The sequence below is a fragment of the Pseudomonas sp. ANT_H4 genome, from assembly GCF_008369295.1.
GTDB lineage: Bacteria > Pseudomonadota > Gammaproteobacteria > Pseudomonadales > Pseudomonadaceae > Aquipseudomonas.
Genome location: NZ_VOBG01000002.1, coordinates 246494 through 270069, shown reverse-complemented (window position 1 = coordinate 270069; position 23576 = coordinate 246494). Strand labels below are relative to the sequence as shown.

Genomic DNA, 23576 nt, shown 5'->3' with positions numbered 1-23576 from the left:
GATGGGCGAGTATTTCCAGTTGCTGCGCCGAGACTTGCGTGGCGCCCTGCCCGCGCCGCAATGGCCTGCAGATATTCGCCTGGAGCACTACCACGAAGAACTGGCCCCGGCGATCCACGCCGTGCTGCTCCTGGGTTATCAACAGGGCGGTGGTCGGGTTGCCCCCCTTGAGCAGTGGTGCCAACAGTTCGTCACCGACGCCGAGTTCGACCCGACCCTGTGCATCGTCGCCAGTAACGCCAGCGGCATCGTCGGCGTGGCGCAATGCTGGACCAGCGCCTATATCAAGAATCTGGTGATCCATCCCAACGCTCAAGGCCAGGGCCTGGGCCGGGCCTTGTTGCAGCAGGTGTTCCAGGTGTTTCAGCAGCGCCGAGAAGGCTTCGTCGATCTCAAGGTGCTGGAAACCAATGTGCGGGCCCGGCGCCTGTATGAAAGCGCGAGCATGGTGTTCGTGCTGCGAGACCTCCTCCCTGAGGAATAAAGGCCTGGCGCATAACTTGCTTCGGACAAGGCCTGGACGCTGGACAGAGGTGTAAACCCGTCACCGTCCAAGTGAGCCCCTGAACCTGGCCTGGTGACCGAACCCTCATGACCACCCACTTTTCCTGTGTCGGCTGCGGCAAATGCTGCACTGACCATCATGTGCCCCTGACCCTCGACGAAGCCAGGCAGTGGGCGGCGGACGGCGGTAACGTCATCGTTCTGGTGGAGGGTTTCCTCGGCAATGGCCTGGGCCTGCCGGAACAACAACGCGAACATGCCCAACGCCGTTCCTGTGTTGTCCCCAGCGGCAATGCCCAGGCGCATGTGGCGATTACCTTTGCTGCCTATAACGTCGGTCCCTGCCGGAATCTTGACGAAGACAAGCTGTGCCGCATCTATGAGCGCCGGCCACTGGTCTGCCGGATCTACCCCATGGAGATCAACCCGCACATCCCGCTCAACCCCGCCGCCAAGGACTGCCCGCCCGAATCCTGGGAACAGGGCCCGGCGCTGATTGTCGGTGGCGAGTTGGTGGACCAGGGACTGGCCGAGCTGATCCGCCGCTCACGCCAGGCCGACCGCGACGATATCCAGGCCAAGGAAGCGGTGTGCACCTTGCTGGGGATTCACACCACTGCGCTCAAGGGCGATGGTTTTACCGCTTACCTGCCGGACATGGACGCGTTTGCCCAGGCGCTCGAGTTGGCGGCTGAACAGCCGTCCATGGCCAATGAGTGGGTGTTCCATGTGTCCGGGTTGGATATTGCCGAGCAGTTGCTGGATGCCGGGGCTCGGATTGCGACTGAAGTACCAGTCAACTATGCGTTTATTTCGTTGCGGGCAGATTAGGTCTTTCAGCGAGGCTGATGGTTTCATCGCCAATGCCGGTGATACGCCGGTCGGGCAAACGCTAGCGATGCATTTAGTTACCCGGTGCTCCTGCGAAGGCAAAAAAACTTAGCGTTTGCCCATCGAGCGACGGGTGCCGGGCGGAGCTACGCCAGGGCTCTTGGTATGACCGTTCTTGGCGCCGTTCTTGTACCAAGGTTGGCTGGCTTTCTTTGCCTCGGCCAATTCGCCCGGTTTGAACGGGAACTTGAAGGCTGGGATCTCGGCCTTGGCTTCGCCATCAACGCTGTCAGGGTTGGCCTGTTCGTCGATGTCGACGCTTTCAACAGGAGGTTGTGTCGGGGAATTCATGGAAGCTCCGGGGAGTACAAAAGATGACGTGGGCCCGGCTTGCGGACCACACCGCCGGGCAGTATACCTGCGCGCCCGGGATCTTTAACCACTGCCTGTACGAATGGTCGCTCTTTACTGACAGCACCGTCAGTTAGCAGTCACTTTGCTGACCGGGTTAGCGGGCTATAAAGAACCTTTATTCTTCCGATCTTCTGTCCGGGCGCCATCACCCCATGGGAATTCAACGAAAAACCGCCTTGATCGTCGGCGTCCTCGTAGTACTGGCTATCGTCGCCTGGGTGTTGACCCGACCAGCCAAGACCAGGCTGATCGCGCCCACGGCGATTCCGGTTCGAGTGATCAGCGTCGCGCAACAGGACATCCCGCGCTTCGTCAGCGGTATCGGTTCGGTGCTTTCGCTGCATAGCGTGGTCATTCGCCCGCAAATCGACGGCATTCTTACCAAACTCCTGGTCAAGGAAGGCCAACGGGTCAAGGCCGGCGATTTACTGGCGACCATTGATGATCGCTCGATCCGTGCCAGCCTCGACCAGGCCCGTGCGCAGTTGGGTGAAAGCCAGGCGCAGCTGCAAGTAGCCCTGGTCAACCTCAAGCGCTACAAGCTGCTGAGCGTCGACGACGGTGTATCGAAGCAGACTTACGATCAGCAACAGGCTCTGGTCAACCAGTTGAAAGCCACCGCCCAGGGTAATCAGGCGGCAATTGATTCGGCTCAGGTGCAGTTGTCGTACGCGCAGATTCGCTCGCCGGTCAGCGGACGCGTCGGTATTCGTACGGTAGATGAAGGCAATTTCCTGCGCATGAGCGACACCCAAGGCCTGTTCTCGGTCACCCAGATCGACCCGATTGCCGTGGAGTTTTCCCTGCCACAACAGATGCTGCCGACCTTGCAAGGTTTGATCGCCGCGCAGCAGCCAGCCAGTGTCGACGCCTACATGGGCGCCGATACCGACGGCCAGACCGGTGACCTGCTGGGCGAAGGCTACCTGAGCCTGATCGACAACCAAATCAGCGCCACCACCGGCACTATTCGCGCTAAGGCCGAGTTCAACAACGCCACGCAAAAACTCTGGCCAGGGCAACTGGTGACCGTGAAGATCCAGACCGCCCTCGACAAGAACGCTCTGGTGGTGCCGCCAACCGTAGTCCAGCGCGGCCTGGACTCGCACTTCGTGTACCGGATCAACGGTGACAAGGTCGACGTCGTGCCGGTGCAGGTGGTTTATCAGAACAGCGACCTCAACATCCTCAAGGGCGTGCAGGCCGGTGATGTGCTGGTCAGCGATGGTCAGTCGCGGCTCAAGGCCGGGGCTCAGGTTGAAGTTCTCAAGGAACCGCCGCAAGTGATCCAGACAGCCGACGCGCAGGCACAGCCATGAAGGGCCATGGCTCGGTGTCTGCCTGGTGCGTCGACCACCCGGTCGCCACCCTGCTGCTGACCTTCGCCCTGGTGCTGCTGGGGTTGATTGCCTTCCCGCGCCTGCCCATCGCGCCACTGCCGGAAGCGGAATTTCCGACAATCCAGGTCAGCGCCCAACTGCCCGGCGCCAGCCCTGACACCATGGCGTCCTCGGTGGCCACGCCACTGGAAGTGCAGTTCAGCGCCATCCCCGGCATGACCCAAATGACTTCCAGCAGTGCCTTGGGCTCAAGCCTGCTGACCCTGCAATTCACCCTCGACAAGAGCATCGACACGGCTGCGCAAGAAGTGCAGGCGGCGATCAATACCGCGTCCGGCAAGCTGCCCAGCGACATGCCGAACCTGCCGACCTGGAAGAAGGTCAACCCGGCGGACAGCCCGGTGCTGATCCTCAGCGTCAGTTCCAATAACATGCCCGGCACCGAACTGAGCGACTACGTGGAAACCCTGCTGGCGCGGCAGATCAGCCAGATCGATGGCGTCGGCCAGATCAACATTACCGGCCAGCAACGCCCGGCGATTCGCGTGCAGGCATCGCCGGACAAACTGGCGGCCATCGGCCTGACCCTGGCGGACATTCGCCTGGCGATCCAGCAATCAAGCCTGAACCTCGCCAAGGGCGCGTTGTACGGGCAGAACAGCGTGTCCACCCTGTCGACCAACGACCAATTGTTCCACCCCGAGGAATACGGCGAACTGATCGTCTCCTACAAAAACAGTGCACCGGTTCAGTTGCGCGATGTAGCAAAAGTCATCAACGGCTCGGAAAACGCCTACGTGCAGGCCTGGTCCGGCGATACGCCGGGGGTCAACCTGGTGATTTCCCGCCAGCCCGGCGCCAATATCGTCGAAACCGTAGACCGTATCCAATCGGAACTTCCGCGCCTGGAAGCCATGCTGCCGGCGTCGGTGGAGGTCAGTGTGCTGTCGGACCGCACCAAGACCATCCGCGCGTCCTTGCATGAAGTGGAAGTCACCCTGCTGATCGCCGTGTTGCTGGTGGTGGCGGTGATGGCGCTGTTCCTGCGCCAATGGTCGGCGACGATGATTGTTTCCAGTGTGCTCGGGGTGTCGCTGATTGCCAGTTTTGCCTTGATGAATGTGATGGGGTTCAGCCTGAACAACCTGACCCTGGTGGCCATCGTCATCGCCGTGGGGTTTGTGGTGGACGATGCGATTGTGGTGGTGGAAAACATTCACCGTCATCTGGAGGCTGGCCTGGACAAACGCGAGGCGGCCATCAAGGGCGCCAGCGAGATTGGCTTTACGGTGGTGTCCATCAGCTTCTCGCTGGTGGCGGCGTTTATCCCGCTGCTGTTCATGGGCGGCGTGGTCGGGCGATTGTTCAAAGAGTTTGCCCTGACCGCCACCTCGACCATCCTGATTTCGGTGGTGGTGTCCCTGACCCTGGCGCCCACCCTGGCAGCGCTGTTCATGCGCGCCCCAACTCATCACCCCCACGACAAACCCGGCTTCGGCGAACGCCTGCTGGCGGGTTACGCCAAAAACCTGCGCCGTGCCCTGGCCCATCAGCGGCTGATGCTGGGGATCTTCGTCGTGACGCTGGGCCTGGCCGTCGCCGGTTACGTGTTTATCCCCAAGGGCTTCTTTCCGGTGCAAGACACCGGCTTTGTCCTGGGCACCAGCGAAGCAGCGGCGGACGTGTCTTACCCCGACATGATCGCCAAGCACAAGGCCCTGGCCGAGATTGTCGAAGCGGACCCGGCGGTGCAGACTTTCTCCCACTCCGTAGGCGTGACCGGCAGCAACCAGACCATCGCCAACGGCCGCTTCTGGATCGCCCTCAAAGACCGTGGTGACCGCGATGTGACCGCCAGCCAGTTCATCGACCGCATTCGCCCGAAGCTGGCGAAGATCCCGGGCATCGTCCTCTACCTGCGGGCCGGCCAGGACATCAACCTCAGCTCCGGCCCCAGCCGCAGCCAGTACCAATATGTGCTCAAGAGCAATGACGGCCCGACACTCAATACCTGGACCCAGCGCCTGACCGAAAAACTGCGGGCCAACCCGGCGTTCCGCGACCTATCCAACGATCTGCAACTGGGCGGCAGCATCACCCACATCAGTATCGACCGCCAGGCCGCCGCACGCTTCGGCCTGACCGCCACCGATGTCGACCAGGCGCTGTATGACGCCTTCGGACAACGCCAGGTCAATGAGTTCCAGACCGAGATCAACCAATATCAGGTGGTACTGGAACTGGACACCCAGCAACGAGGCAAGGCCGAAAGCCTCAATTACTTCTACCTGCGCTCACCGCTCAGCGGCGAGATGGTGCCGCTGTCGGCGGTAGCCAAGGTCGATCCGCCGACTGTCGGGCCGTTGTCCATCAGCCATGACGGCATGTTCCCGGCCGCCAACCTGTCGTTCAACCTGGCGCCCGGCGTGGCCTTGGGCGATGCGGTGATTATGCTTAACCAGGCGAAGAACGAGATCGGCATGCCAGCCAGCATCATCGGTAACTTCCAGGGCGCGGCCCAGGCGTTCCAAAGCTCGCTGGCCAGCCAGCCGTGGCTGATCCTGGCGGCGCTGGTGGCGGTCTACATCATCCTGGGTGTGTTGTACGAAAGCTTCGTGCACCCGCTGACCATCATCTCCACCCTGCCCTCCGCCGGTTTGGGCGCGCTGATCATGCTCTGGCTGTTCGGCCAGGACTTTTCGATCATGGCGCTGATTGGCCTGGTGTTGCTGATCGGCATCGTCAAGAAGAACGGCATCCTGATGATCGACTTTGCCCTGGAAGCCCAGCGCGTGCGCGGGTTGCCGGCCGATGAAGCGATTTATGAAGCCTGTGTCACGCGGTTCCGGCCGATTATCATGACTACCCTCGCCGCGCTGTTGGGCGCCGTGCCGCTGATGCTGGGTTCCGGTCCCGGCGCCGAGTTGCGCCAGCCACTGGGGATCGCGGTAGTCGGCGGGCTGCTGGTGAGCCAGGCGCTGACGCTGTTCACCACGCCGGTCATATACTTGTACCTTGAGAAATTCTTTCATAGACCCAAACCGGCTCTCGGGCTGGCGACCACACACTGAGGCGGGGTCATGCGCGTCCTGATTATTGAAGACGAAGAAAAAACCGCCGATTACCTGCATCGCGGCCTGACCGAGCAAGGCTATACGGTCGATGTTGCCCGGGAGGGTGTCGAGGGTTTGCACATGGCCCTGGAAAGTGACTACGCAGTAATCGTGCTCGACGTGATGCTTCCGGGCCTGGACGGCTTCGGCGTATTGCGCGCGCTACGAGCCCGCAAGCAGACCCCGGTGATCATGCTCACCGCGCGCGAGCGGGTGGAAGACCGCATTCGCGGGTTGCGTGAAGGCGCTGATGATTACCTGGGCAAACCCTTCTCCTTCCTGGAACTGGTGGCACGCCTGCAAGCCCTGACCCGACGCAGTGGCGGCCATGAGCCGGTGCAAGTCACCATCGCCGACCTGTGGATCGACCTGATCAGCCGCAAGGCCAGCCGCGCAGGCATTCGCCTGGACCTGACCGCCAAGGAGTTCTCGTTGCTCAGCGTGCTGGCGCGGCGCCAGGGCGAGATTCTGTCCAAGACCTCGATTGCGGAAATGGTCTGGGACATCAATTTCGACAGCGACGCCAACGTCGTCGAAGTAGCGATCAAGCGGCTGCGGGCCAAGCTCGACGGGCCGTTCGAACAGAAACTGCTGCACACCATTCGCGGCATGGGCTACGTGCTGGAGAACCGCGGTGTCGACTAACTCGATCGCCCTGCGCCTGAGCGGCATGTTCACCCTCGTGGCGCTGCTGATCTTCCTGTTGATCGGCGGTGCGCTGTATCAGCAGGTGGACAAGGGCCTGGACCTGTTGCCGGGCGCCGAGTTGGATGCGCGCTACAGCGTGCTGGAATCGTCCCTGGGGCGCTACGGTACGCCGGACCACTGGGTGAAGATCAACAGCAAGCTCAAGCTGTTGGGGGAGGAAGACAAGCGCATCCGTTTCTGGGTGGTGAGCAGTGATCCGGCCTACGAATATGGCAACGCTGATGCGCAGATTCGCACCTTCGCCGAGGGCCCGACCGGCAAACGCGACTTGTACCTGCCGGGCCATGATTACCCGTTCAAGGTGCTGGTCAGCCAGTTTCCCGCCAAGGACCAGCGCCCGCCGCTGCGCTTCATGATCGCCATCGACACCGAGAACTTCCGTGCCACCCAGCATCACTTGCTGACGGCCTTGGTCAGCCTGGCGTTTGTCGGGGTGCTGCTGGCGTCAGTATTCGGCTTCTGGGTGGCGCGCATCGGCCTCAAGCCGCTGATCAAACTCTCGGATGAAGCGCAAAAACTGGCGCCGCCGAAACTCTCCGGGCGCCTGCAACTGTCGCCGCTGCCGCCGGAGCTCAAGCAGTTCGTCAACTCGTTCAACTCCACCCTGGAGCGGGTGGAACAGGCCTACTCACGCCTGGAATCCTTCAACGCCGACGTCGCCCATGAGCTGCGCTCGCCGCTGACCAACCTGATTGGCCAGACCCAGGTCGCCCTGACCCGCGGGCGCTCGGCGGAGCATTACTTCGAGGTGCTGCAATCGAACCTGGAAGAGCTGGAACGCCTGCGTTCGATCATCAACGACATGCTGTTTTTGGCCAGCGCCGACCAGGGTAGCAAAGCCACCAAGCTGATCAGCAGCTCGTTGGCCGATGAAGTCGCCACCACTCTGGATTACCTGGACTTCATCCTTGAAGACGCCCAGGTGCAGGTGCAGGTGACCGGCGACGCCCAAGTGCATATCGAAAAGGCCCACTTGCGCCGGGCGCTGATTAACTTGCTGAGCAATGCTGTGCAGCACACGGCGCCGGGGCAGATGATCGAAGTGAAGATCGAGGTGCTGGAGCATCAGGTGGCGATTGGCGTGACCAACCCTGGCGAGGTGATTGCCAACGAACATTTGCCTCGTTTGTTTGAGCGCTTTTATCGGGTGGATGCTTCGCGCAGCAACAGCGGCGCCAATCATGGGCTGGGGTTGGCCATCGTCAAGGCGATTGCGTTGATGCATGGCGGGGATGTGTTTGTGCGCAGTGACAGCAGCGGCAATACCTTCGGAATAACCTTGCCGGTCTAACAGTGGAGAGGAAGCTTGCCTGCTCGCTACAAAAGCTCTGCCCTCGTTCAACTGTTGCGATTTTGGCAATGGTAATTATCTTGTTACACTCTGTATACCGCCACTCACCTGCGCTAATTTATCGCATCGACGAGCGCGACGGCAAAGACAGCTGACCCGCCCTCCCCAGATTTCCCTCGACTTATTTCCAGGGCTCTACACTGGGAATCTGTCCTAAAGCCGCTGACTTCAGCGGCTTTTTTTTGACCGTAAAAAAGGCCAGGCAAACCCAACAACATTAGCCGGTTTCGATTGACCCAAAGGAGCTCCAACCAGGTGAAAACCTCGCTGACGTTAACCCCATTATTCCTCGCAATTGCTGCCACTATCGTCCCTTTCGCCCACGCGGCAGACACCACGCCCACCGACGGTTTCGTCGAAGGCTCAAGCTTCAAAATCAACACTCGCAACTACTACATGAACCGCGACCGTCGCGACACTCACACCGATGACAGCAAGGAGTGGGGCCAGGGGTTTCTCGGCATCTTCGAATCCGGCTACACCCAAGGCACCGTCGGTTTCGGCCTTGATGCCCACGCTATGCTCGGCCTCAAGCTCGACGGCGGTGGCGGCACCGACGGCTCCAGCATCCTCCCTTACGGCAGCGGCAACGGCAAGGCACCCGGCTCGTTTTCCACCGCGGGCGGCACCCTGAAAATGCGCGCCTTCGACACCGAGTTGAAAGCCGGCGACCTGTTCCTCAACAACCCGGTGATCGCCGGCGGCATGACACGCATGCTGCCCCAGACCTTTCGTGGCCTGAGCCTGACCAACCACAGCTTCGACGGGCTGATGATCGAAGGCGGCCAGGCCAGCTTTACCAAGCTCTACAACCAGAGCGGCCACCAGCGCATCGGCACCAGCTATGGCGCATTGCAGGGCGGCGACGACAGCCAGCATCTGAACTGGGCCGGCGTGGCCTGGAGCGGCGTTCCTGGGTTGACCAGCAGCCTCTACGCCTCCGAACTCAAGGACGTATGGAACCAGTACTACTACGACCTGGACTACACCTACGCGGTCAACGACCTGGTAAGCCTTAACCCCGGCTTGCACTACTACCATACGCAAGACACCGGCAACGCCCTGCTGGGCAATATCGACAACAACACCTACAGCCTGCATTTCACTGTCGGCGTCGGCAATCACAGCGTCACCGCTGCCTACCAGCGGGTCAACGGCAATACGCCGTTCGACTACATCACCCAGGGCGACAGCGTATACCTGGACAACTCCCAGCAATACTCGGACTTCAACGGCCCTAACGAGCGCTCGTGGAAGCTCAAGTACGCCTACGATTTTGTCGGCCTTGGCCTGCCGGGCCTGACTTCGGCCGTGTCCTACTCCAGCGGCAAGACCGACCTGACCAAGGTTGATCCCGACAGCCGTGGCTATGCCTCCTGGTACAGCGCCGATGGCAAGAACGCCAAGCATTGGGAGCGGGACATCGATTTGAAGTACGTGGTGCAAGGCGGTAAAGCCAAGGATCTGGCCGTGCGCCTGCAGTGGGCGACCAACCGTGGCAGCAACGGCTACTCGGCCGTGGACCGGGACGTGGATGAATACCGGGTGATTGTGGATTACCCGATTGATGTGTTTTGAAACCACCGAAAGCGCCACCACGCTAATCTTTCTTTCACCGGTAATGACTTAATTCACACGGCTTCGAATTAGACTGCCAGCATCGTCGTCGCCGAAGTCAGTCCGATGAATCAACGCCCTACCTATAGTCGTCCTGCACGCCCGGAGCTTTTTCTGATTCTGGGCAGTGGCCTCACCGTCACGCTGATCATCGTCATCATCGCTGTGTTGTTGATTCGCGAGCATGCCAGCGCCCTGCAGGCGGCCAAGCGCTCAGCCAGTAACATCACCCAACTGATCAACGCCGATGTGCTGCGTAACGTCGAACTCTATGACTTGGCCCTGCAAGGCCTGATCGCGGCTACGTCGCGCAAAGATTTAGCGCAGGTGTCGGCGGACATCCGTCACTTGGTACTGTTCGACCAATCAACGGCAGCCCCCTTCAAGGGCGAAATCCTCCTGTTGGACAAGAGCGGAGCAGTAACCGCCGACTCATCGATGCTCACCCCCACACCCCGTAACTTCGCCAACCACGATTATTTCCAGATCCATCAACAGAGCACCGATGCGGGGCTGTTTATCAGCCGCCCGTTCAAGGTCCCCTGCGACTGCGAGCAGGTATGGCGCATCGCGTTCAGCCGCAGGGTGCAAGGGGTCAATGGCGAGTTTTCAGGGGTAGCGGTGGCCACCATGCGCCTGGCGTATTTTGATCAGTTGTTCAGCAGCCTCACGATCGGCAGTGGCAGCACCATCAACCTGCTAAACAGCAACGGCATTCTTCTCGCCCAGCAACCCTTGATGGAACGCGACATGATCGACAAAGACCTCAGCTCACGGTCAAACTTTAAAAGAATGCTGCGCGAAGGCAGCGGCAGTTTCAGTGGGGTCTCCAGCCTCGACGGCACACCTCGCCTGTACACCTTCACCAACGTCGGCCGGCTGCCGCTGATCGTCGTCGTGGCGTTGTCCAGCGAGGACGTGTTTGCCGCCTGGAAACGCGCGGCGCTGCTGGTCAGTGGCGCCACCGGAGTGTTGTGCGTAGGCCTCCTGTGGCTGACGTGGATGTTGCGCCTGGAGTTGCGCCGCCGTTACCGCGCCGAAAAAGTGCTGTCGGAACTGGCCGCCACCGATGCCCTGACGAGCCTGGCCAACCGCCGCACCCTGGACCAGCGCCTGCGTATGGAGTGGGATCGCACGCAACGTTCGGGGGAGCCGCTGGCGCTGTTGATGATCGATATCGATCATTTCAAATCCTTCAACGACCGCCATGGCCATCAGGGCGGCGATGAAGCGTTACGCAACGTGGCCCAGGCCATTGCCAGCAGTGTGCGGCGCCCCGCTGACCTGGCTACCCGTTATGGCGGCGAAGAATTTGCAGTGATCCTGCCTCATACCGACAGCAACGGCGCCGGAGTCATTGCTGAATATATACGCAGCGCCGTCGAACACCTGCCTCGGGTGGCTGGGGATACCCTGCCGATCACGGTGAGCATCGGCATCAGCGTCGCGGACAAAAACAGCCATGGCTCTCTGGAAGAACTGCTGCTCTGTGCCGACCGGGCGCTGTATGAGGCCAAGCACACAGGGCGAAATCGCATCGTCGACGCCCAGGGTCTGTGATGATCGTTGCCATGCAACAGGAACGTTCACACATGGGCATGTATCAGGAACTACGCTAAAGGCATCCTCGAAGCAGAAGTACGCCTGATGAGCCCAAGCATTGCCCGTCTACCACGTCCTAGCCGCCGCCCGGAGTTCCTGTTGATCCTGGGCAGCGGCCTCACGGTCCTGCTGATTGTGGCCATCGTCACCATCCTGCTGATTCGCGAACACGCCAACGCCCTGCAGGCGGCCAAGCGCACAGCGAGTAACATTACCCAACTGATCGACGCCGACGTGCTGCGTAACGTCGAGCTCTACGACATGTCCCTCAAAGGCCTGATTGCCGCCACCGAACGCAGCGACTTGCAGGATGTGTCGGCGAACATCCGCCATTTGGTACTGTTCGACCGGTCAGCGGCAGCGCCGTACAAGGGCGACATCCTGTTGCTGGACAAGGCTGGCGAGGTGATCGCCGACTCTTCGTTGCTGGCACCCATGCCCGGCAACTTCGCCGACCGCGACTATTTCCAGACCCACCAGCAGAATCCCGACAGCGGGCTGTTTATCAGTCGCCCCTTTATGGCCTGCAGTGTGTGCGAGGACAAATGGCGCATCGCCTTCAGTCGCCGGGTGTCCGCCTCGGACGGGCGATTCCTCGGGGTGGCGGTAGCCTCCATGCGCCTGTCGTACTTCGCCCAGTTGTTCAACAGCCTCAATATTGGCAGCAACAGCACCATCAACCTGATTAATCACCAGGGCATTCTGTTGGCCCAACAGCCGTTGCTGGAACAGGACATGATCGACAAGGACCTCAGCGCGCGACCAAACGTTGCGCGCATATTGCGCGAACGTAACGGCAGCTTCACCGGCATCTCTAGCGTCGACCGCCACCCGCGCCTCTATACCTTCTCCAATGTCGGCACCTTGCCGCTGATCGTCGCCGTCGCGTTGTCGTCCGATGAAATCTTCGCCCCCTGGAAACGTGCCGCGCTGTTGATCAGCAGCGCAACTGGCGTGCTATGTCTCGGCTTGCTCTGGCTGACCTGGATGCTGTGCATGGAACTGCGTCGGCGATACCGCGCCGAAGGCGTGCTGTCAGAACTGGCAGCCACCGATGCCCTCACCGGCCTGGCCAACCGCCGCACGCTTGACCAGCGCCTGCGCCTGGAATGGGAGCGCGCGCAACGCTCCAACGAACCCCTGGCGTTGCTGATGATCGACGTCGACCACTTCAAGGCGTTCAACGACCGTCATGGCCATCAAGGTGGCGACGAAGCCTTGCGCGCCGTGGCACAGGTGATCGACAGCAACATCCGGCGCCCGGCCGATTTGGCCGCCCGCTATGGTGGTGAGGAATTTGCTGTGATTCTGCCCCACACCGACAGCAGTGGTGCAGGGGTGATCGCTGAGCATATCCGCAGCAGCATCGAGTATTTGCCACGGTTGGCCGCAGATACCCAGCCGATAACCGTGAGCATCGGCCTCAGCACTTGGAACAAAAGGAGCGCAGCATCGCTGGAAGAACTGCTGCTCAGTGCCGACCGCGCCCTCTATGAGGCCAAGCACGGCGGTCGCAACCGTATCGTCGAGGCCGATTCGCAGGCGTAAAAAAAGGCCACCCGCAGGCAGCCTTTAAAAACAAAAGGAAAGAGAGTTGTTACTTACACCGCCGCAACGGGACGCATGTAAGAGATCGGTGCGGTGCTGGCATCTTCGAAGGTCACGACTTCCCAAGCGTCTTTCTGCTCAATCAACTTGCGCAGGAGCTGGTTGTTCAGTGCATGGCCCGACTTGAAGCCTTTGAACTCGCCTATCAGGCTATTGCCCAGCAAGTAGAGGTCACCGATTGCATCGAGGATCTTGTGCTTCACGAATTCGTCTTCATAACGAAGACCGTCTTCGTTCAGTACACCATCCGCGTCGACCACAATGGCGTTTTCAACGCTACCGCCGAGTGCGAGGTTGTGCTTGCGCAGGTACTCGATGTCACTCATGAAACCAAAGGTACGGGCGCGGCTGACTTCTTTTACAAACGAAGTGCTGGAAAAATCCACGCTTGCACTTTGGGTGCGGTCACGGAATACCGGGTGATCGAAATCGATCTCAAAGCTCACTTTAAAGCCTTCGAACGGAACGAAGGTGGCGCGCTTGTCGCCGTCTTCTACTGTCACTTCCCGCAGAATGCGAATGAACTTCTTGGCTGCGTCCTGTTCTTCCAGGCCGGCAGATTGAATCAAGAATACGAAGGGTCCAGCGCTGCCATCCATGATTGGGACTTCGGACGCGGAGAGCTCGACGTAGGCGTTATCGATGCCCAGGCCAGCCATGGCCGAGAGCAAGTGCTCCACCGTGTCTACTTTGACGTCACCGTTGACCAATGTGGTCGACATAGTGGTTTCGCCAACGTTTTCCGCGCGAGCAGGAATCTGCACGACAGGGTCCAGGTCGGCACGAACAAACACGATGCCGGTGTCGACAGGCGCAGGCTTGAGGGTCAGGTATACCTTCTCCCCGGAGTGCAGACCTACACCTGTGGCACGGATAATATTTTTCAGGGTGCGTTGTTTAATCATGGCTTGGACCGCTTCAGCGCAAATTGCGAACTGGTATCAACAAAGGCTGGCGATAATAGCAGACCAGACCTTTGCTGAACACCAATCACCTTCATAGCCCTGATACATTCCATTAATCGGCCTGACGACGCAGGAAAGCCGGGATGTCCAGGTAGTCCAGGTCATCTTGCGGATTCAAGCGAGTCGACGCAGCAACCCCGGCCTGAGCCTGGTTGCGCATCACGGTCGGACGATCCAGGTCACGGTAGTTCACCGACGGCAGTTCCTGGCGCGAAGGCGCAGAAGCGGCAGCCGACTGGCTGTTGTGGCCGGTATGAACGGTATTGTCGATAACCTTCACAGGCTTCTCGATTTTTGCACCCAGGCCGGTAGCAACTACGGTCACGTGCAGTTCATCGCGCATGTCTGGATCGATAACGGTACCGACCTTGACCATGGCGTGCTCGGAAGCGAAGGCTTCGATGATGCTACCCACGTCGGAGTACTCACCCAGGGACAGGTCAGGACCGGCGGTGATGTTCACCAGGATGCCGCGTGCGCCTTGCAGGTTCACGTCTTCCAGCAATGGGTTGCGGATGGCCGCTTCAGTAGCTTCACGTGCACGGTTGGGACCGCTGGCGCAGCCAGTGCCCATCATCGCCATGCCCATTTCGCTCATCACGGTACGTACGTCGGCAAAGTCGACGTTGATCATGCCCGGACGCTTGATGATGTCGGAGATACCGCGAACGGCACCAGCCAGTACGTCATCGGCCTTGGCGAAAGCCGACAGCAAGCTGGCGTCCTTACCGAGGATGGTCAGCAGCTTCTCGTTGGGAATAGTGATCAACGAGTCGACGCTTTCGGACAGCAGACGAATGCCTTCATCGGCGATCTGCATGCGTTTGCGACCTTCGAACGGGAACGGACGTGTCACAACCGCGACAGTCAGAATGCCCATTTCCTTGGCCACTTCGGCAATGATCGGTGCAGCACCGGTACCGGTACCGCCGCCCATGCCAGTGGTGATGAACACCATGTTGGTGCCCTGCAGCACTTCGGCAATACGCTCACGGTCTTCCAGGGCGGCTTGACGGCCGACTTCCGGATTAGCGCCAGCGCCCAGGCCCTTGGTCACGCCTGTGCCCAATTGCAGGATGGTGCGTGCGCCGATGCTTTTCAGCGCCTGGGCATCAGTGTTGGCGCAGATGAACTCGACGCCTTCAATGTTGCTCTTGACCATATGGTTGACTGCGTTGCCGCCGCCACCGCCAACACCGATCACTTTGATGACCGGGCTTTGCGGGATGTTGTCTACGAGTTCGAACATGTTCCCTCTCCTTTCATTTCTCTAGTTTTTTCGCCTACTACTTGCATCGATGCATCTACAACAGTGAAACGGTGTCACGGTAAATCTAGAAGTTACCTTTCACCCAGGCTTGCAGGCGCTCGAACAACGGCGTTTTCGGCTCGTCGTTGCTGTAGCTTTCGCGGCTGCCAATGCCCGACAGGGAAATGCCGTCGGTCTGCTTTTGCAGGCCGTACAACAGCAAGCCCACGCCGGTGGAATAAATAGGGTTGCGCACCACGTCGCCCAGGCCCTTGACGCCATGGGGAACGCCCAGGCGCACTGGCATATGGAAGATTTCTTCGGCAAGTTCCACCGCGCCTTCCATCTTCGAGGTGCCACCGGTCAGCACGATGCCGGCCGGGATCAAATCTTCGTAGCCGCTGCGGCGCAGCTCAGCCTGGATCAAGGTGAACAGTTCGTCGTAGCGCGGCTCGACCACTTCAGCCAACGCCTGGCGCGACAGTTCGCGCGGCGGACGGTCGCCAACACTCGGCACCTTGATGGTTTCACCAGCGCCGGCCAGCTTGGCCAGGGCGCAGGCGTAACGGATCTTGATTTCTTCGGCGTACTGGGTCGGTGTGCGCAACGCCATGGCGATATCGTTGGTCACCTGGTCACCGGCAATCGGGATCACTGCGGTGTGACGGATCGCACCCTCGGTAAAGATCGCAATGTCGGTGGTGCCGCCGCCGATGTCCACCAGGCATACGCCCAGTTCTTTTTCGTCGTCGGTCAGGACCGAATACGCGGAGGCCAGTTGCTCGAGAATGATGTCGTCGATTTCCAGGCCGCAGCGGCGCACGCATTTTTCAATGTTCTGTGCAGCGTTTACGGCGCAGGTGACTACATGGACCTTGGCTTCCAGACGTACGCCCGACATGCCCAGGGGCTCGCGAACACCTTCCTGATTGTCGATCACATAGTCTTGCGGCAGGGTGTGCAGCACCCGCTGGTCGGCCGGGATCGCCACGGCCTGGGCCGCGTCAAGTACCCGTTCCAGGTCAGCAGCGCTGACCTCACGGTCGCGAATCGCCACGATGCCGTGGGAATTCAGGCTGCGGATGTGGTTGCCGGCAACACCGACGAACGCCGAGTGAATTCGGCAGCCGGCCATCAACTGCGCTTCTTCGATGGCGCGCTGGATCGATTGCACAGTGGACTCGATGTTGACCACCACGCCCTTCTTCAGGCCACGGGACGGATGCGTGCCGATTCCGACGATTTCCAGCGTGCCGTCGTCCGCAACCTCGCCTACCAGCGCCACCACCTTGGAGGTGCCGATATCGAGACCGACGATCATTTTGCCGCTTTGCACGTTTGCCATGGGTCCTGCCTCTTCTTAATTCTTCGCGACAGCGGGCTGCGCTGCCGTGGGCGCAGCCGGTTCACGCCAGCCAACGGCAAGGCCGTTGGCGTAACGCAGGTCGATGCTCGCAATGTTCGTAATCTGTTCTTTCAGTGTCTTGTCATAGATGGCGATAAAACGGCGCATCTTCTCCACCAAGTGGTCACGTCCCAGTAACAACTCGATGCCCGGGCCGGAACTGCCTGCCCCGGTGGTCAAAAACCAGCTGCCCCGCTCGCGCAATTCCAGTCGCGCAATGGAGAAACCCAGTGGCCGCAGCATCTGGCTCAAGGCCTGGTACTGCTGCATCACTTGTTGTTGCGCCCGTTGTGGCCCGAGCAGCTTCGGCAGGTGCTCGTAATTGGCCAGTTCGCGCGGATTAAAAGCCTGGCCCTGGTTATTCAACAGCGCTTCTTCGCCCCAACGGGCCACCGGCAGTTGCTCTTCCAGGCGAATCGTCACTTGGTCCGGCCACACTCGACGCACTTCGGCGTGGGCAATCCAGGGCATTTGCTCTAGCTCCGCACGCATGCCAGCCAGGTCGATCGTGAAGAAGCTCGCGCTCACATAGGGCGCAATCCGCTGCTGTACCGCCTGAGGGCTGATGTAGCTCAAGTCGCCCTGCACGCTGATCTTGGTGATCGGCCGGTCGGCGTAAGGCAGCAGACGCTGGGCACCTTCATAAGTACCGAAACCCAACGCCACCAACAGCACCGGCCAGAACAGGGCCTTGAGAAAACCAAAGTTGGCTTTCGGCAGGCGCGCCGACATCGGCTCTTTAGCCACCATTCGGCTGGCACCACGCGGCACCGGCTTGCGGCCGGGAGCGGGTTGCTGATGTCGAAGCGATGCGCCTTGCATGGTCTTAATCTCTCGGCTCTTCGTTACTGGCGACACTGGCGGCCAGAATGGCCAGCACCAACTGCTGGAAATCCAATCCGGCCGCACGAGCTGCCATGGGTACCAGGCTGTGATCGGTCATCCCTGGTGCGGTATTGACTTCGAGGAACCAGAAGTTCCCTTGGTCATCTTGCATCACGTCTGCCCGCGCCCAACCGGCGATACCCAGCGCCTCACAGGCTTTCGCCGTGAGGTCCATCAATTGCTGTTCCTTGGTTGCATCGAGGCCACACGGAATCCGGTACTGGGTATCGGAAGCCAGGTACTTGGCGTCGTAGTCGTAAAAGGTGTGGGGCGTGCCCAATGCGATAGGCGGCAATACCTGGTCACGAAGAGTCGCGATGGTGAATTCGGGACCGCAGATCCACTGTTCCACCAACACTTGCGAGTCGTAGGTACTGGCCGCTTTCCATGCGTCAATCAATTCGGCGGCTGAGTTCACTTTAGCCATGCCGATACTGGAACCTTCATGGGCTGGTTTGACGATCAAAGGCAGGCCCAGTTCCTTGGCTGCACAAATACAATCTTCTTCGCTACGCAGAACACTGTGACGCGGCGTCGGAATGCCCAGGCTGTGCCACACTTGCTTGGTGCGCAGCTTGTCCATGGCCAGCGCCGAAGCAAGAATGCCGCTGCCGGTGTAAGGAATACCCAGGCACTCCAGCAGGCCCTGCATGCTGCCGTCTTCACCGCCACGGCCGTGAAGAATGATGAAGGCGCGATCAACCTTTTCGGCCTGCAGGCGCGACATGAAGTCGTCGCCCACGTCGATACCGAACGCGTTCACGCCAGCACTGAGCAGCGCCTCCAGCACGGCATTGCCGGACTTGAGGGACACTTCACGCTCAGCGCTCTTGCCGCCGAACAGCACAGCCACACGACCAAAGTCCGCTGGCTTGATGGTGGAGAACAGGGAGCCGTAGTCAGTAGTCATTTCGACTTCCCCTGTGGTGCGGCCACGGCGCCGGCAAACAGCGGGCTGGCGAGCAATTTAGGGGCAAGGCCGCCGATATCACCGGCGCCCTGGCACAGCAGGATGTCACCAGCACGCAGCAGCGGCTTGACGATAGGCGCCAGGTCGACACCGCGCTCGATGTAGATCGGGTCCAGTTGCCCGCGCTGACGAATGCTGTTGCACAGCTTGCGGCTGTCGGCACCAGGGATCGGTTCTTCACCGGCCGGATAGACTTCCATCAGCAGCAGTACGTTGGCATCGGCCAATACATTGACGAAGTCGTCGTACAGGTCGCGGGTACGGCTGTAACGGTGCGGCTGGTAGACCATCACCAGGCGGCGTTCCGGCCAGCCACCACGCACGGCCTTGATCACAGCGGCGACTTCGGTTGGGTGGTGACCGTAGTCGTCCACCAGCATCACGTTGCCGCCTTCCACCGGCAACTCGCCGTAGACTTGGAAACGCCGGCCCACACCTTCAAAGCACGACAGGCCTTCGACGATGGCTTCATCGCTGACACCCTCATCGCTGGCGATGCAGATGGTTGCCAGGGAGTTGAGCACGTTGTGGTTACCAGGCATGTTCACCGACACGTCCAGCGGCTCGCGATCAGGGCGCAGCACGGTGAAGAAGGTCTGCATGCCTTGCTGGCGCACATTGATGGCGCGCACGTCGGCGTCTTCGCTGAAGCCGTAGGTCAAGGTCGGACGCTTGACCAGCGGCAGGATCTCGCGCACCACCGGATCGTCCAGGCACACCACCGCCAAACCGTAGAACGGCAGGTTGTGGAGGAACTCAACGAAGGTTTTCTTCAGTTTGTTGAAGTCGCCGTCGTAAGTCGCCATGTGATCGGCGTCGATGTTGGTGACCACGGCCACCAACGGCTGCAGGTGCAGGAAGCTGGCGTCGCTTTCATCGGCTTCGGCAATCAGGTAGCGACTGGTACCCAACTGTGCATTGGTGCCTGCTGCATTCAGCCGGCCACCGATCACGAAAGTCGGGTCCAGGCCGCCAGCGGCGAATACCGAGGCCATCAAGCTGGTGGTGGTGGTCTTGCCGTGAGTACCGGCGACGGCGATGCCGTGGCGGTAGCGCATCAGCTCGGCCAGCATCTCGGCGCGAGGCACCACGGGAATGCGGCGCTCAAGGGCGGCGGCCACTTCCGGGTTGGAAGTGTTCACAGCGCTGGACACCACCAGCACATCGGCATTGGTGGCGTTTTCGGCACGGTGGCCGATAAAAATCTGCGCACCGAAAGACTTCAGGCGCTCAGTGACCGGCGAAGTTTTCAGGTCGGAACCGGACACCTGGTAGCCCAGGTTCAACAGCACCTCGGCAATCCCGCACATGCCCACGCCGCCGATGCCCACGAAATGGATGCGACGGATGCGGCGCATTTCCGGTTGCGGCATGGCTTTTTGATTCTCAACCATGGGCCACCTCCAGGCAGATATCGACCACGTTGCGGGTTGCATCAGGTTTGGCCAGGCGGCTTGCGGTGCTCGCCATGCTATTGAGTCGTTCCGGTTGCATCAAAACCTCGGTCAGGCGTGCGGCCAATTCGGCGGCGCCAGTCGTTCTTTGCGGCAGCAGGAAGGCAGCGCCCTCCCCGGCCAAATATTCGGCGTTGCGGGTCTGGTGATCGTCGATGGCGTGGGGCAAAGGCACCAGCAAGGACGGCAGACCGGCGGCAGCCAGTTCACTGACGGTCAACGCACCTGCGCGACAGACCACCAGGTCGGCCCAGCCATAGGCTTGGGCCATGTCTTTGATGAAAGGCTGTACGTTGGCCTCGACACCTGCATCGCGGTAACGCCCAGCGGTCACTTCATCGTGATTCTTGCCCGCCTGATGGAAGACCTCGGGACGCAGTTCCACCGGGAGCTGCGACAGGGCTTCAGGCAGCAATTTATTCAGCGGCTCGGCCCCCAGGCTTCCGCCCAGGATCAGCAGATGTACCTTGCGCCCGGCCAGGGCCTGACGGGAGATTTCCATAAACAGTTCGGTACGTACTGGGTTGCCGGTGGTGCGGCGTTTGTCCGATGCAGCAAAGGTATTGGGGAACGCTTCGCAGACCCGAGCAGCCAACGGCACCAACAGGCGATTTGCAGTCCCGGCGACGGCGTTCTGTTCGTGGACGATCACCGGCACGCCAGCGAGCTTGGCCGCGACACCACCAGGCCCCGTCACATAACCGCCAAAGCCCAACACGCAGACCGGTTTCAATTCACGGATCACCTTGCGTGCTTGCCATACGGCCTTAAGCAACACAAACGGCGCCTTGAGCAGGGACAATTTGCCCTTGCCCCGCAGGCCGGTGACGTTGATCAAATGCAGCGGTAACCCGGCATTGGGTACCAATTCATTTTCAATCCCGCGCGGGGTCCCCAACCAATGCACGCTGTAACCGCGCGACTGGAATTCACGGGCACAGGCCAGCGCCGGAAACACGTGGCCGCCGGTGCCGCCCGCCATGATCAGCACGTTAGCGCCCATGGGTCGGCTCCTCGGCAAAGTCGCTTTCGCTGAACTCCATCTCCTCACTGCCCAAATGGGTTCGACTCTCCCACTCGATACGCAGCAACAAGCCCAGACAGGCGCAGCAAATAACCAGCGAACTACCGCCATAACTGAGGAACGGCAGCGTCAGACCTTTGGTTGGCAACAGGCCGACGTTCACGCCGATGTTGATCAGGAACTGGCCGATCCACAGGAACGCCAGCCCGTACGCCACATAAGCGGCGAAATACTGTTTGGCTTTCTCGGCCCACAGGCCGATGTACATGGCCCGCACGCAGACGAAGACGAACAGTGCGACGGTAGCCAGGGAGCCAACCACGCCCAGCTCTTCGGCCAAGACCGAGAATACGAAGTCGGTGTGGGCTTCCGGCAGGTAGAACTGTTTCTGCACGCTGTTGCCCAGGCCCACGCCCAGCCACTCGCCGCGACCGAAGGCGATCAAGGCCTGGGTCAACTGGTAGCCGGAGCCGAACTGGTCGGACCAGGGGTCGGTAAAGGTGATCAGACGGGCCATCCGGTAGGGTTGCGCCTGAACCAAGATCGTCACCGCCGCTACTGCCAGCCCGACCATCAAGGCAAAGCGGAACAAGCCCACTCCACCCAGGAACAGCATCGCCGCCGCCGCACCCATCATCACCACGGTGGCACCGAAGTCCGGCTCCATCAGCAACAGGCCGGCCATGGGCAGCAGCACGATGAAGGGCTTGAAGAAGCCCATCCAGCTTTCGCGCACTTCCTTCTGTCGCCGCACCAGGTAGCCGGCGAGGTAGATCACCACGAACACCTTGGCGATTTCCGACGGCTGCACGTTAAACGCACCGAAACCGATCCAGCGCATCGAACCGTTCACTTCGCGGCCAATGCCGGGGACGATCACCATCACCAACAAGCCGAAGGCACCGATCAGCATCAGCCAGCCCAGGCGTTGCCAGGTGGCGATGGGGATCATCATGGTGACGATGCACGCGCCCAAACCGATCACCAGGTAAATCAGGTGGCGGAGCATGTGGTACAGGGTGTTGCCCGACTGAACGGCGGCCACTTCCGAGGACGCCGAAGTGATCATCACCAGGCCAAGGCCCAGCAACGCCAGGCACCCGACGAGCATTGGGAAGTCGAGATCAATGCCACGCCCGGTAATGAGCGGCGACGGGTATGGCTTGATGATGTTGCGCAGATCGAGCGTCATGCCAAGGCCTCCACGGCGCGGGCGAACAACTGGCCGCGCTCTTCGTAGTTCTTGAACATGTCGAAACTGGCGCACGCTGGCGACAGCAACACTGCATCACCCGGCTGAGCAAGGGCTCGGCATTGGGCGATGGCGTCATCCAGGGATTGCGCGCGAACCTGTGGCACCGCTTCGCCCAGGGCAGTGGCGATCAGGTCCGAATCACGGCCCATCAGGACGACGGCGCGGCAATGAGCAGCCACCGGAGCCTTGAGGTCCTTGAAGTCGGCACCCTTGCCGTCGCCGCCGGCGATCAGCACCAGCTTGCCTTCGATATCAGCACCCAGGCCTTCGATGGCGGCCAGTGCGGCACCGACGTTGGTGGCCTTGGAATCGTTGTAGTAGCTCACGCCATCCAGGTCGCGAACCCACTGGCAGCGGTGTTCGAGACCGGTGAAGGTGCGCAGGCTTTCGAGCATGGCGTCGAACGGCAAACCGACGGCATGCCCCAGGGCCAGCGCCGCCAGAGCATTGGACTGGTTATGGGCGCCACGAATTTTCAACTCACGCACCGGCATCAGGTTCTGGAATTCGAAGGCCAGGTATTTCTCGCCATTCTCTTCCCGCAGGCCGAAAGCCTTGAAGTCCGGCTTGCTCAAACCAAAGGTCCAGCACGGCAAACCTTCGCCAATCAGCGGACGGCTCAGGGCATCCTGGCGGTTGACCACCACTTGCCGCGCACCACGGAAGATCCGGTGCTTGGCCAGGTGATACGCCGGCAGTCCGCTGTAGCGGTCCATGTGGTCTTCACTGACGTTCAACACGGTGGCCACTTCGGCGCCCAGTTGGTCGGTGGTTTCCAGCTGGAAGCTCGACAACTCCATCACGTACAGCTCGACGTCGTCGCTGAGCAAGTCCAGCGCCGGGGTGCCAAGGTTGCCGCCCACGGCCACACGCTTGCCGGCCGCAGCCGCCATTTCGCCGACGAGGGTGGTAACAGTGCTCTTGGCGTTGGAACCGCTGATGGCCACGATCGGTGCCTTCGCGTTACGCGCGAACAGCTCGATATCGCCGGACAGCTTCACGCCACGGGCCGCTGCCGCTTGTAGGGCTGGAGTCGCCAACGCCAGGCCGGGGCTCACGTAGAGTTCGTCGGCACGGCAGAGAAACTCGACATCCAGTTCGCCACAACGCACTTCCACGTGCGGGTAGTCACGGCGCAGCGTGACCAGCTCCGGTGGATTTTCCCGCGTATCGGCCACGGCAAACGACGTGCCCCGGTTCGCCAGGAAGCGAACCAGGGACATGCCGCTCTTGCCGAGGCCGACAACGATGCGGAAGTGGTCAGAAGCGATCAGAGACACT

At 60.6% G+C, this 23576-nt stretch carries 19 protein-coding genes; 9 read left to right on the top strand and 10 right to left on the bottom strand.

All coding sequences use genetic code 11. The features are described from left to right. The first annotated feature begins 1 nt into the window (after nt 1). Nucleotides 2-484, top strand: a complete 483-nt coding sequence (locus tag FQ182_RS03870) for a GNAT family N-acetyltransferase (protein ID WP_149410944.1) — start codon at nt 2-4, stop codon at nt 482-484. Nucleotides 485-591: 107 nt separating this feature from the next. Then, nucleotides 592-1335, top strand: a complete 744-nt coding sequence (locus FQ182_RS03865; RefSeq protein WP_149410943.1) for a YkgJ family cysteine cluster protein — start codon at nt 592-594, stop codon at nt 1333-1335. A gap of 108 nt (nt 1336-1443) precedes the next feature. On the opposite strand, the gene FQ182_RS03860 is transcribed toward FQ182_RS03865, so the two are convergent. Continuing rightward, nucleotides 1444-1686: a hypothetical protein gene (locus FQ182_RS03860; protein WP_149410942.1), complete on the bottom strand. Its 243-nt coding sequence runs from the start codon at nt 1684-1686 to the stop codon at nt 1444-1446. A gap of 215 nt (nt 1687-1901) precedes the next feature. On the opposite strand from FQ182_RS03860, the gene FQ182_RS03855 reads away from it, so the two are divergent. The 7 genes from FQ182_RS03855 to FQ182_RS03825 all read left to right on the top strand — a co-directional run bounded on the left by FQ182_RS03855 (nt 1902) and on the right by FQ182_RS03825 (nt 13028). Then, nucleotides 1902-3068, top strand: coding sequence for an efflux RND transporter periplasmic adaptor subunit (locus FQ182_RS03855; RefSeq protein ID WP_149410941.1), 1167 nt, complete (start codon nt 1902-1904; stop codon nt 3066-3068). Beyond that, complete coding sequence (locus tag FQ182_RS03850) at nt 3065-6160, top strand: multidrug efflux RND transporter permease subunit (RefSeq protein ID WP_149410940.1); 3096 nt, start codon at nt 3065-3067, stop codon at nt 6158-6160. The genes FQ182_RS03855 and FQ182_RS03850 overlap by 4 nt, the downstream gene beginning before the upstream one ends. 9 nt (nt 6161-6169) lie before the next feature. After that, nucleotides 6170-6847, top strand: coding sequence for a heavy metal response regulator transcription factor (locus FQ182_RS03845; RefSeq protein WP_133099812.1), 678 nt, complete (start codon nt 6170-6172; stop codon nt 6845-6847). Continuing rightward, a complete protein-coding gene (locus FQ182_RS03840; protein WP_149410939.1) occupies nt 6837-8201 on the top strand; it encodes a heavy metal sensor histidine kinase in 1365 nt (454 codons plus the stop codon). The genes FQ182_RS03845 and FQ182_RS03840 overlap by 11 nt, the downstream gene beginning before the upstream one ends. Nucleotides 8202-8516: 315 nt before the next feature. Next, entirely contained in the window at nt 8517-9839 is a 1323-nt protein-coding gene (locus tag FQ182_RS03835; protein ID WP_149410938.1) for an OprD family porin, read from the top strand. A 105-nt stretch (nt 9840-9944) separates the two neighbouring features. After that, nucleotides 9945-11438: a sensor domain-containing diguanylate cyclase gene (locus FQ182_RS03830; RefSeq protein WP_149410937.1), complete on the top strand. Its 1494-nt coding sequence runs from the start codon at nt 9945-9947 to the stop codon at nt 11436-11438. A gap of 87 nt (nt 11439-11525) precedes the next feature. Further along, complete coding sequence (locus tag FQ182_RS03825; protein ID WP_149410936.1) at nt 11526-13028, top strand: sensor domain-containing diguanylate cyclase; 1503 nt, start codon at nt 11526-11528, stop codon at nt 13026-13028. Nucleotides 13029-13081: 53 nt separating this feature from the next. On the opposite strand, the gene lpxC is transcribed toward FQ182_RS03825, so the two are convergent. The 9 genes from lpxC to murD form a co-directional block, all read right to left on the bottom strand. Beyond that, nucleotides 13082-13993, bottom strand: coding sequence for a UDP-3-O-acyl-N-acetylglucosamine deacetylase (lpxC, locus tag FQ182_RS03820; RefSeq protein ID WP_029297841.1), 912 nt, complete (start codon nt 13991-13993; stop codon nt 13082-13084). Nucleotides 13994-14105: 112 nt separating this feature from the next. Then, complete coding sequence (gene ftsZ, locus FQ182_RS03815; protein ID WP_149410935.1) at nt 14106-15302, bottom strand: cell division protein FtsZ; 1197 nt, start codon at nt 15300-15302, stop codon at nt 14106-14108. An 85-nt stretch (nt 15303-15387) separates the two neighbouring features. Beyond that, on the bottom strand, nt 15388-16647 hold the full coding sequence (ftsA, locus tag FQ182_RS03810) for a cell division protein FtsA (RefSeq protein ID WP_133099818.1): 1260 nt from the start codon (nt 16645-16647) through the stop codon (nt 15388-15390). 15 nt (nt 16648-16662) lie between these two features. Continuing rightward, nucleotides 16663-17529, bottom strand: a complete 867-nt coding sequence (locus FQ182_RS03805; protein ID WP_149410934.1) for a cell division protein FtsQ/DivIB — start codon at nt 17527-17529, stop codon at nt 16663-16665. Between the two features lie 4 nt (nt 17530-17533). Then, nucleotides 17534-18502, bottom strand: a complete 969-nt coding sequence (locus tag FQ182_RS03800) for a D-alanine--D-alanine ligase (RefSeq protein WP_149410933.1) — start codon at nt 18500-18502, stop codon at nt 17534-17536. Continuing rightward, the gene (gene murC, locus FQ182_RS03795; RefSeq protein WP_149410932.1) at nt 18499-19956 is read right to left on the bottom strand and encodes a UDP-N-acetylmuramate--L-alanine ligase; all 1458 of its coding nucleotides are present in this window, start codon (nt 19954-19956) and stop codon (nt 18499-18501) included. The genes FQ182_RS03800 and murC overlap by 4 nt, the downstream gene beginning before the upstream one ends. After that, nucleotides 19949-21019 (bottom strand): undecaprenyldiphospho-muramoylpentapeptide beta-N-acetylglucosaminyltransferase, encoded by a 1071-nt coding sequence (murG, locus tag FQ182_RS03790; RefSeq protein WP_149410931.1) that lies wholly within the window; start codon nt 21017-21019, stop codon nt 19949-19951. Before murG ends, murC begins: the two co-directional genes overlap by 8 nt. Then, on the bottom strand, nt 21009-22232 hold the full coding sequence (gene ftsW, locus FQ182_RS03785; protein ID WP_149410930.1) for a putative lipid II flippase FtsW: 1224 nt from the start codon (nt 22230-22232) through the stop codon (nt 21009-21011). Before ftsW ends, murG begins: the two co-directional genes overlap by 11 nt. After that, a complete protein-coding gene (gene murD / locus FQ182_RS03780; protein ID WP_149410929.1) occupies nt 22229-23575 on the bottom strand; it encodes a UDP-N-acetylmuramoyl-L-alanine--D-glutamate ligase in 1347 nt (448 codons plus the stop codon). Before murD ends, ftsW begins: the two co-directional genes overlap by 4 nt. Nucleotide 23576: the final 1 nt, after the last annotated feature.

What these genes read in the sequence shown, in the direction of transcription:
- FQ182_RS03860 (WP_149410942.1), bottom strand. Translation starts at nt 1,686, where the DNA reads ATGAATTCCCCGACACAACCTCCTGTTGAAAGCGTCGACATCGACGAA.
- FQ182_RS03855 (WP_149410941.1), top strand. Translation starts at nt 1,902, where the DNA reads ATGGGAATTCAACGAAAAACCGCCTTGATCGTCGGCGTCCTCGTAGTA.
- ftsA (WP_133099818.1), bottom strand. Translation starts at nt 16,647, where the DNA reads ATGGCAAACGTGCAAAGCGGCAAAATGATCGTCGGTCTCGATATCGGC.
- ftsW (WP_149410930.1), bottom strand. Translation starts at nt 22,232, where the DNA reads ATGACGCTCGATCTGCGCAACATCATCAAGCCATACCCGTCGCCGCTC.
- FQ182_RS03830 (WP_149410937.1), top strand. Translation starts at nt 9,945, where the DNA reads ATGAATCAACGCCCTACCTATAGTCGTCCTGCACGCCCGGAGCTTTTT.
- FQ182_RS03825 (WP_149410936.1), top strand. Translation starts at nt 11,526, where the DNA reads ATGAGCCCAAGCATTGCCCGTCTACCACGTCCTAGCCGCCGCCCGGAG.
- FQ182_RS03870 (WP_149410944.1), top strand. Translation starts at nt 2, where the DNA reads ATGGGCGAGTATTTCCAGTTGCTGCGCCGAGACTTGCGTGGCGCCCTG.
- FQ182_RS03850 (WP_149410940.1), top strand. Translation starts at nt 3,065, where the DNA reads ATGAAGGGCCATGGCTCGGTGTCTGCCTGGTGCGTCGACCACCCGGTC.
- murC (WP_149410932.1), bottom strand. Translation starts at nt 19,956, where the DNA reads ATGGTTGAGAATCAAAAAGCCATGCCGCAACCGGAAATGCGCCGCATC.
- FQ182_RS03845 (WP_133099812.1), top strand. Translation starts at nt 6,170, where the DNA reads ATGCGCGTCCTGATTATTGAAGACGAAGAAAAAACCGCCGATTACCTG.
- ftsZ (WP_149410935.1), bottom strand. Translation starts at nt 15,302, where the DNA reads ATGTTCGAACTCGTAGACAACATCCCGCAAAGCCCGGTCATCAAAGTG.
- lpxC (WP_029297841.1), bottom strand. Translation starts at nt 13,993, where the DNA reads ATGATTAAACAACGCACCCTGAAAAATATTATCCGTGCCACAGGTGTA.
- FQ182_RS03800 (WP_149410933.1), bottom strand. Translation starts at nt 18,502, where the DNA reads ATGACTACTGACTACGGCTCCCTGTTCTCCACCATCAAGCCAGCGGAC.
- murG (WP_149410931.1), bottom strand. Translation starts at nt 21,019, where the DNA reads ATGGGCGCTAACGTGCTGATCATGGCGGGCGGCACCGGCGGCCACGTG.
- FQ182_RS03805 (WP_149410934.1), bottom strand. Translation starts at nt 17,529, where the DNA reads ATGCAAGGCGCATCGCTTCGACATCAGCAACCCGCTCCCGGCCGCAAG.
- FQ182_RS03865 (WP_149410943.1), top strand. Translation starts at nt 592, where the DNA reads ATGACCACCCACTTTTCCTGTGTCGGCTGCGGCAAATGCTGCACTGAC.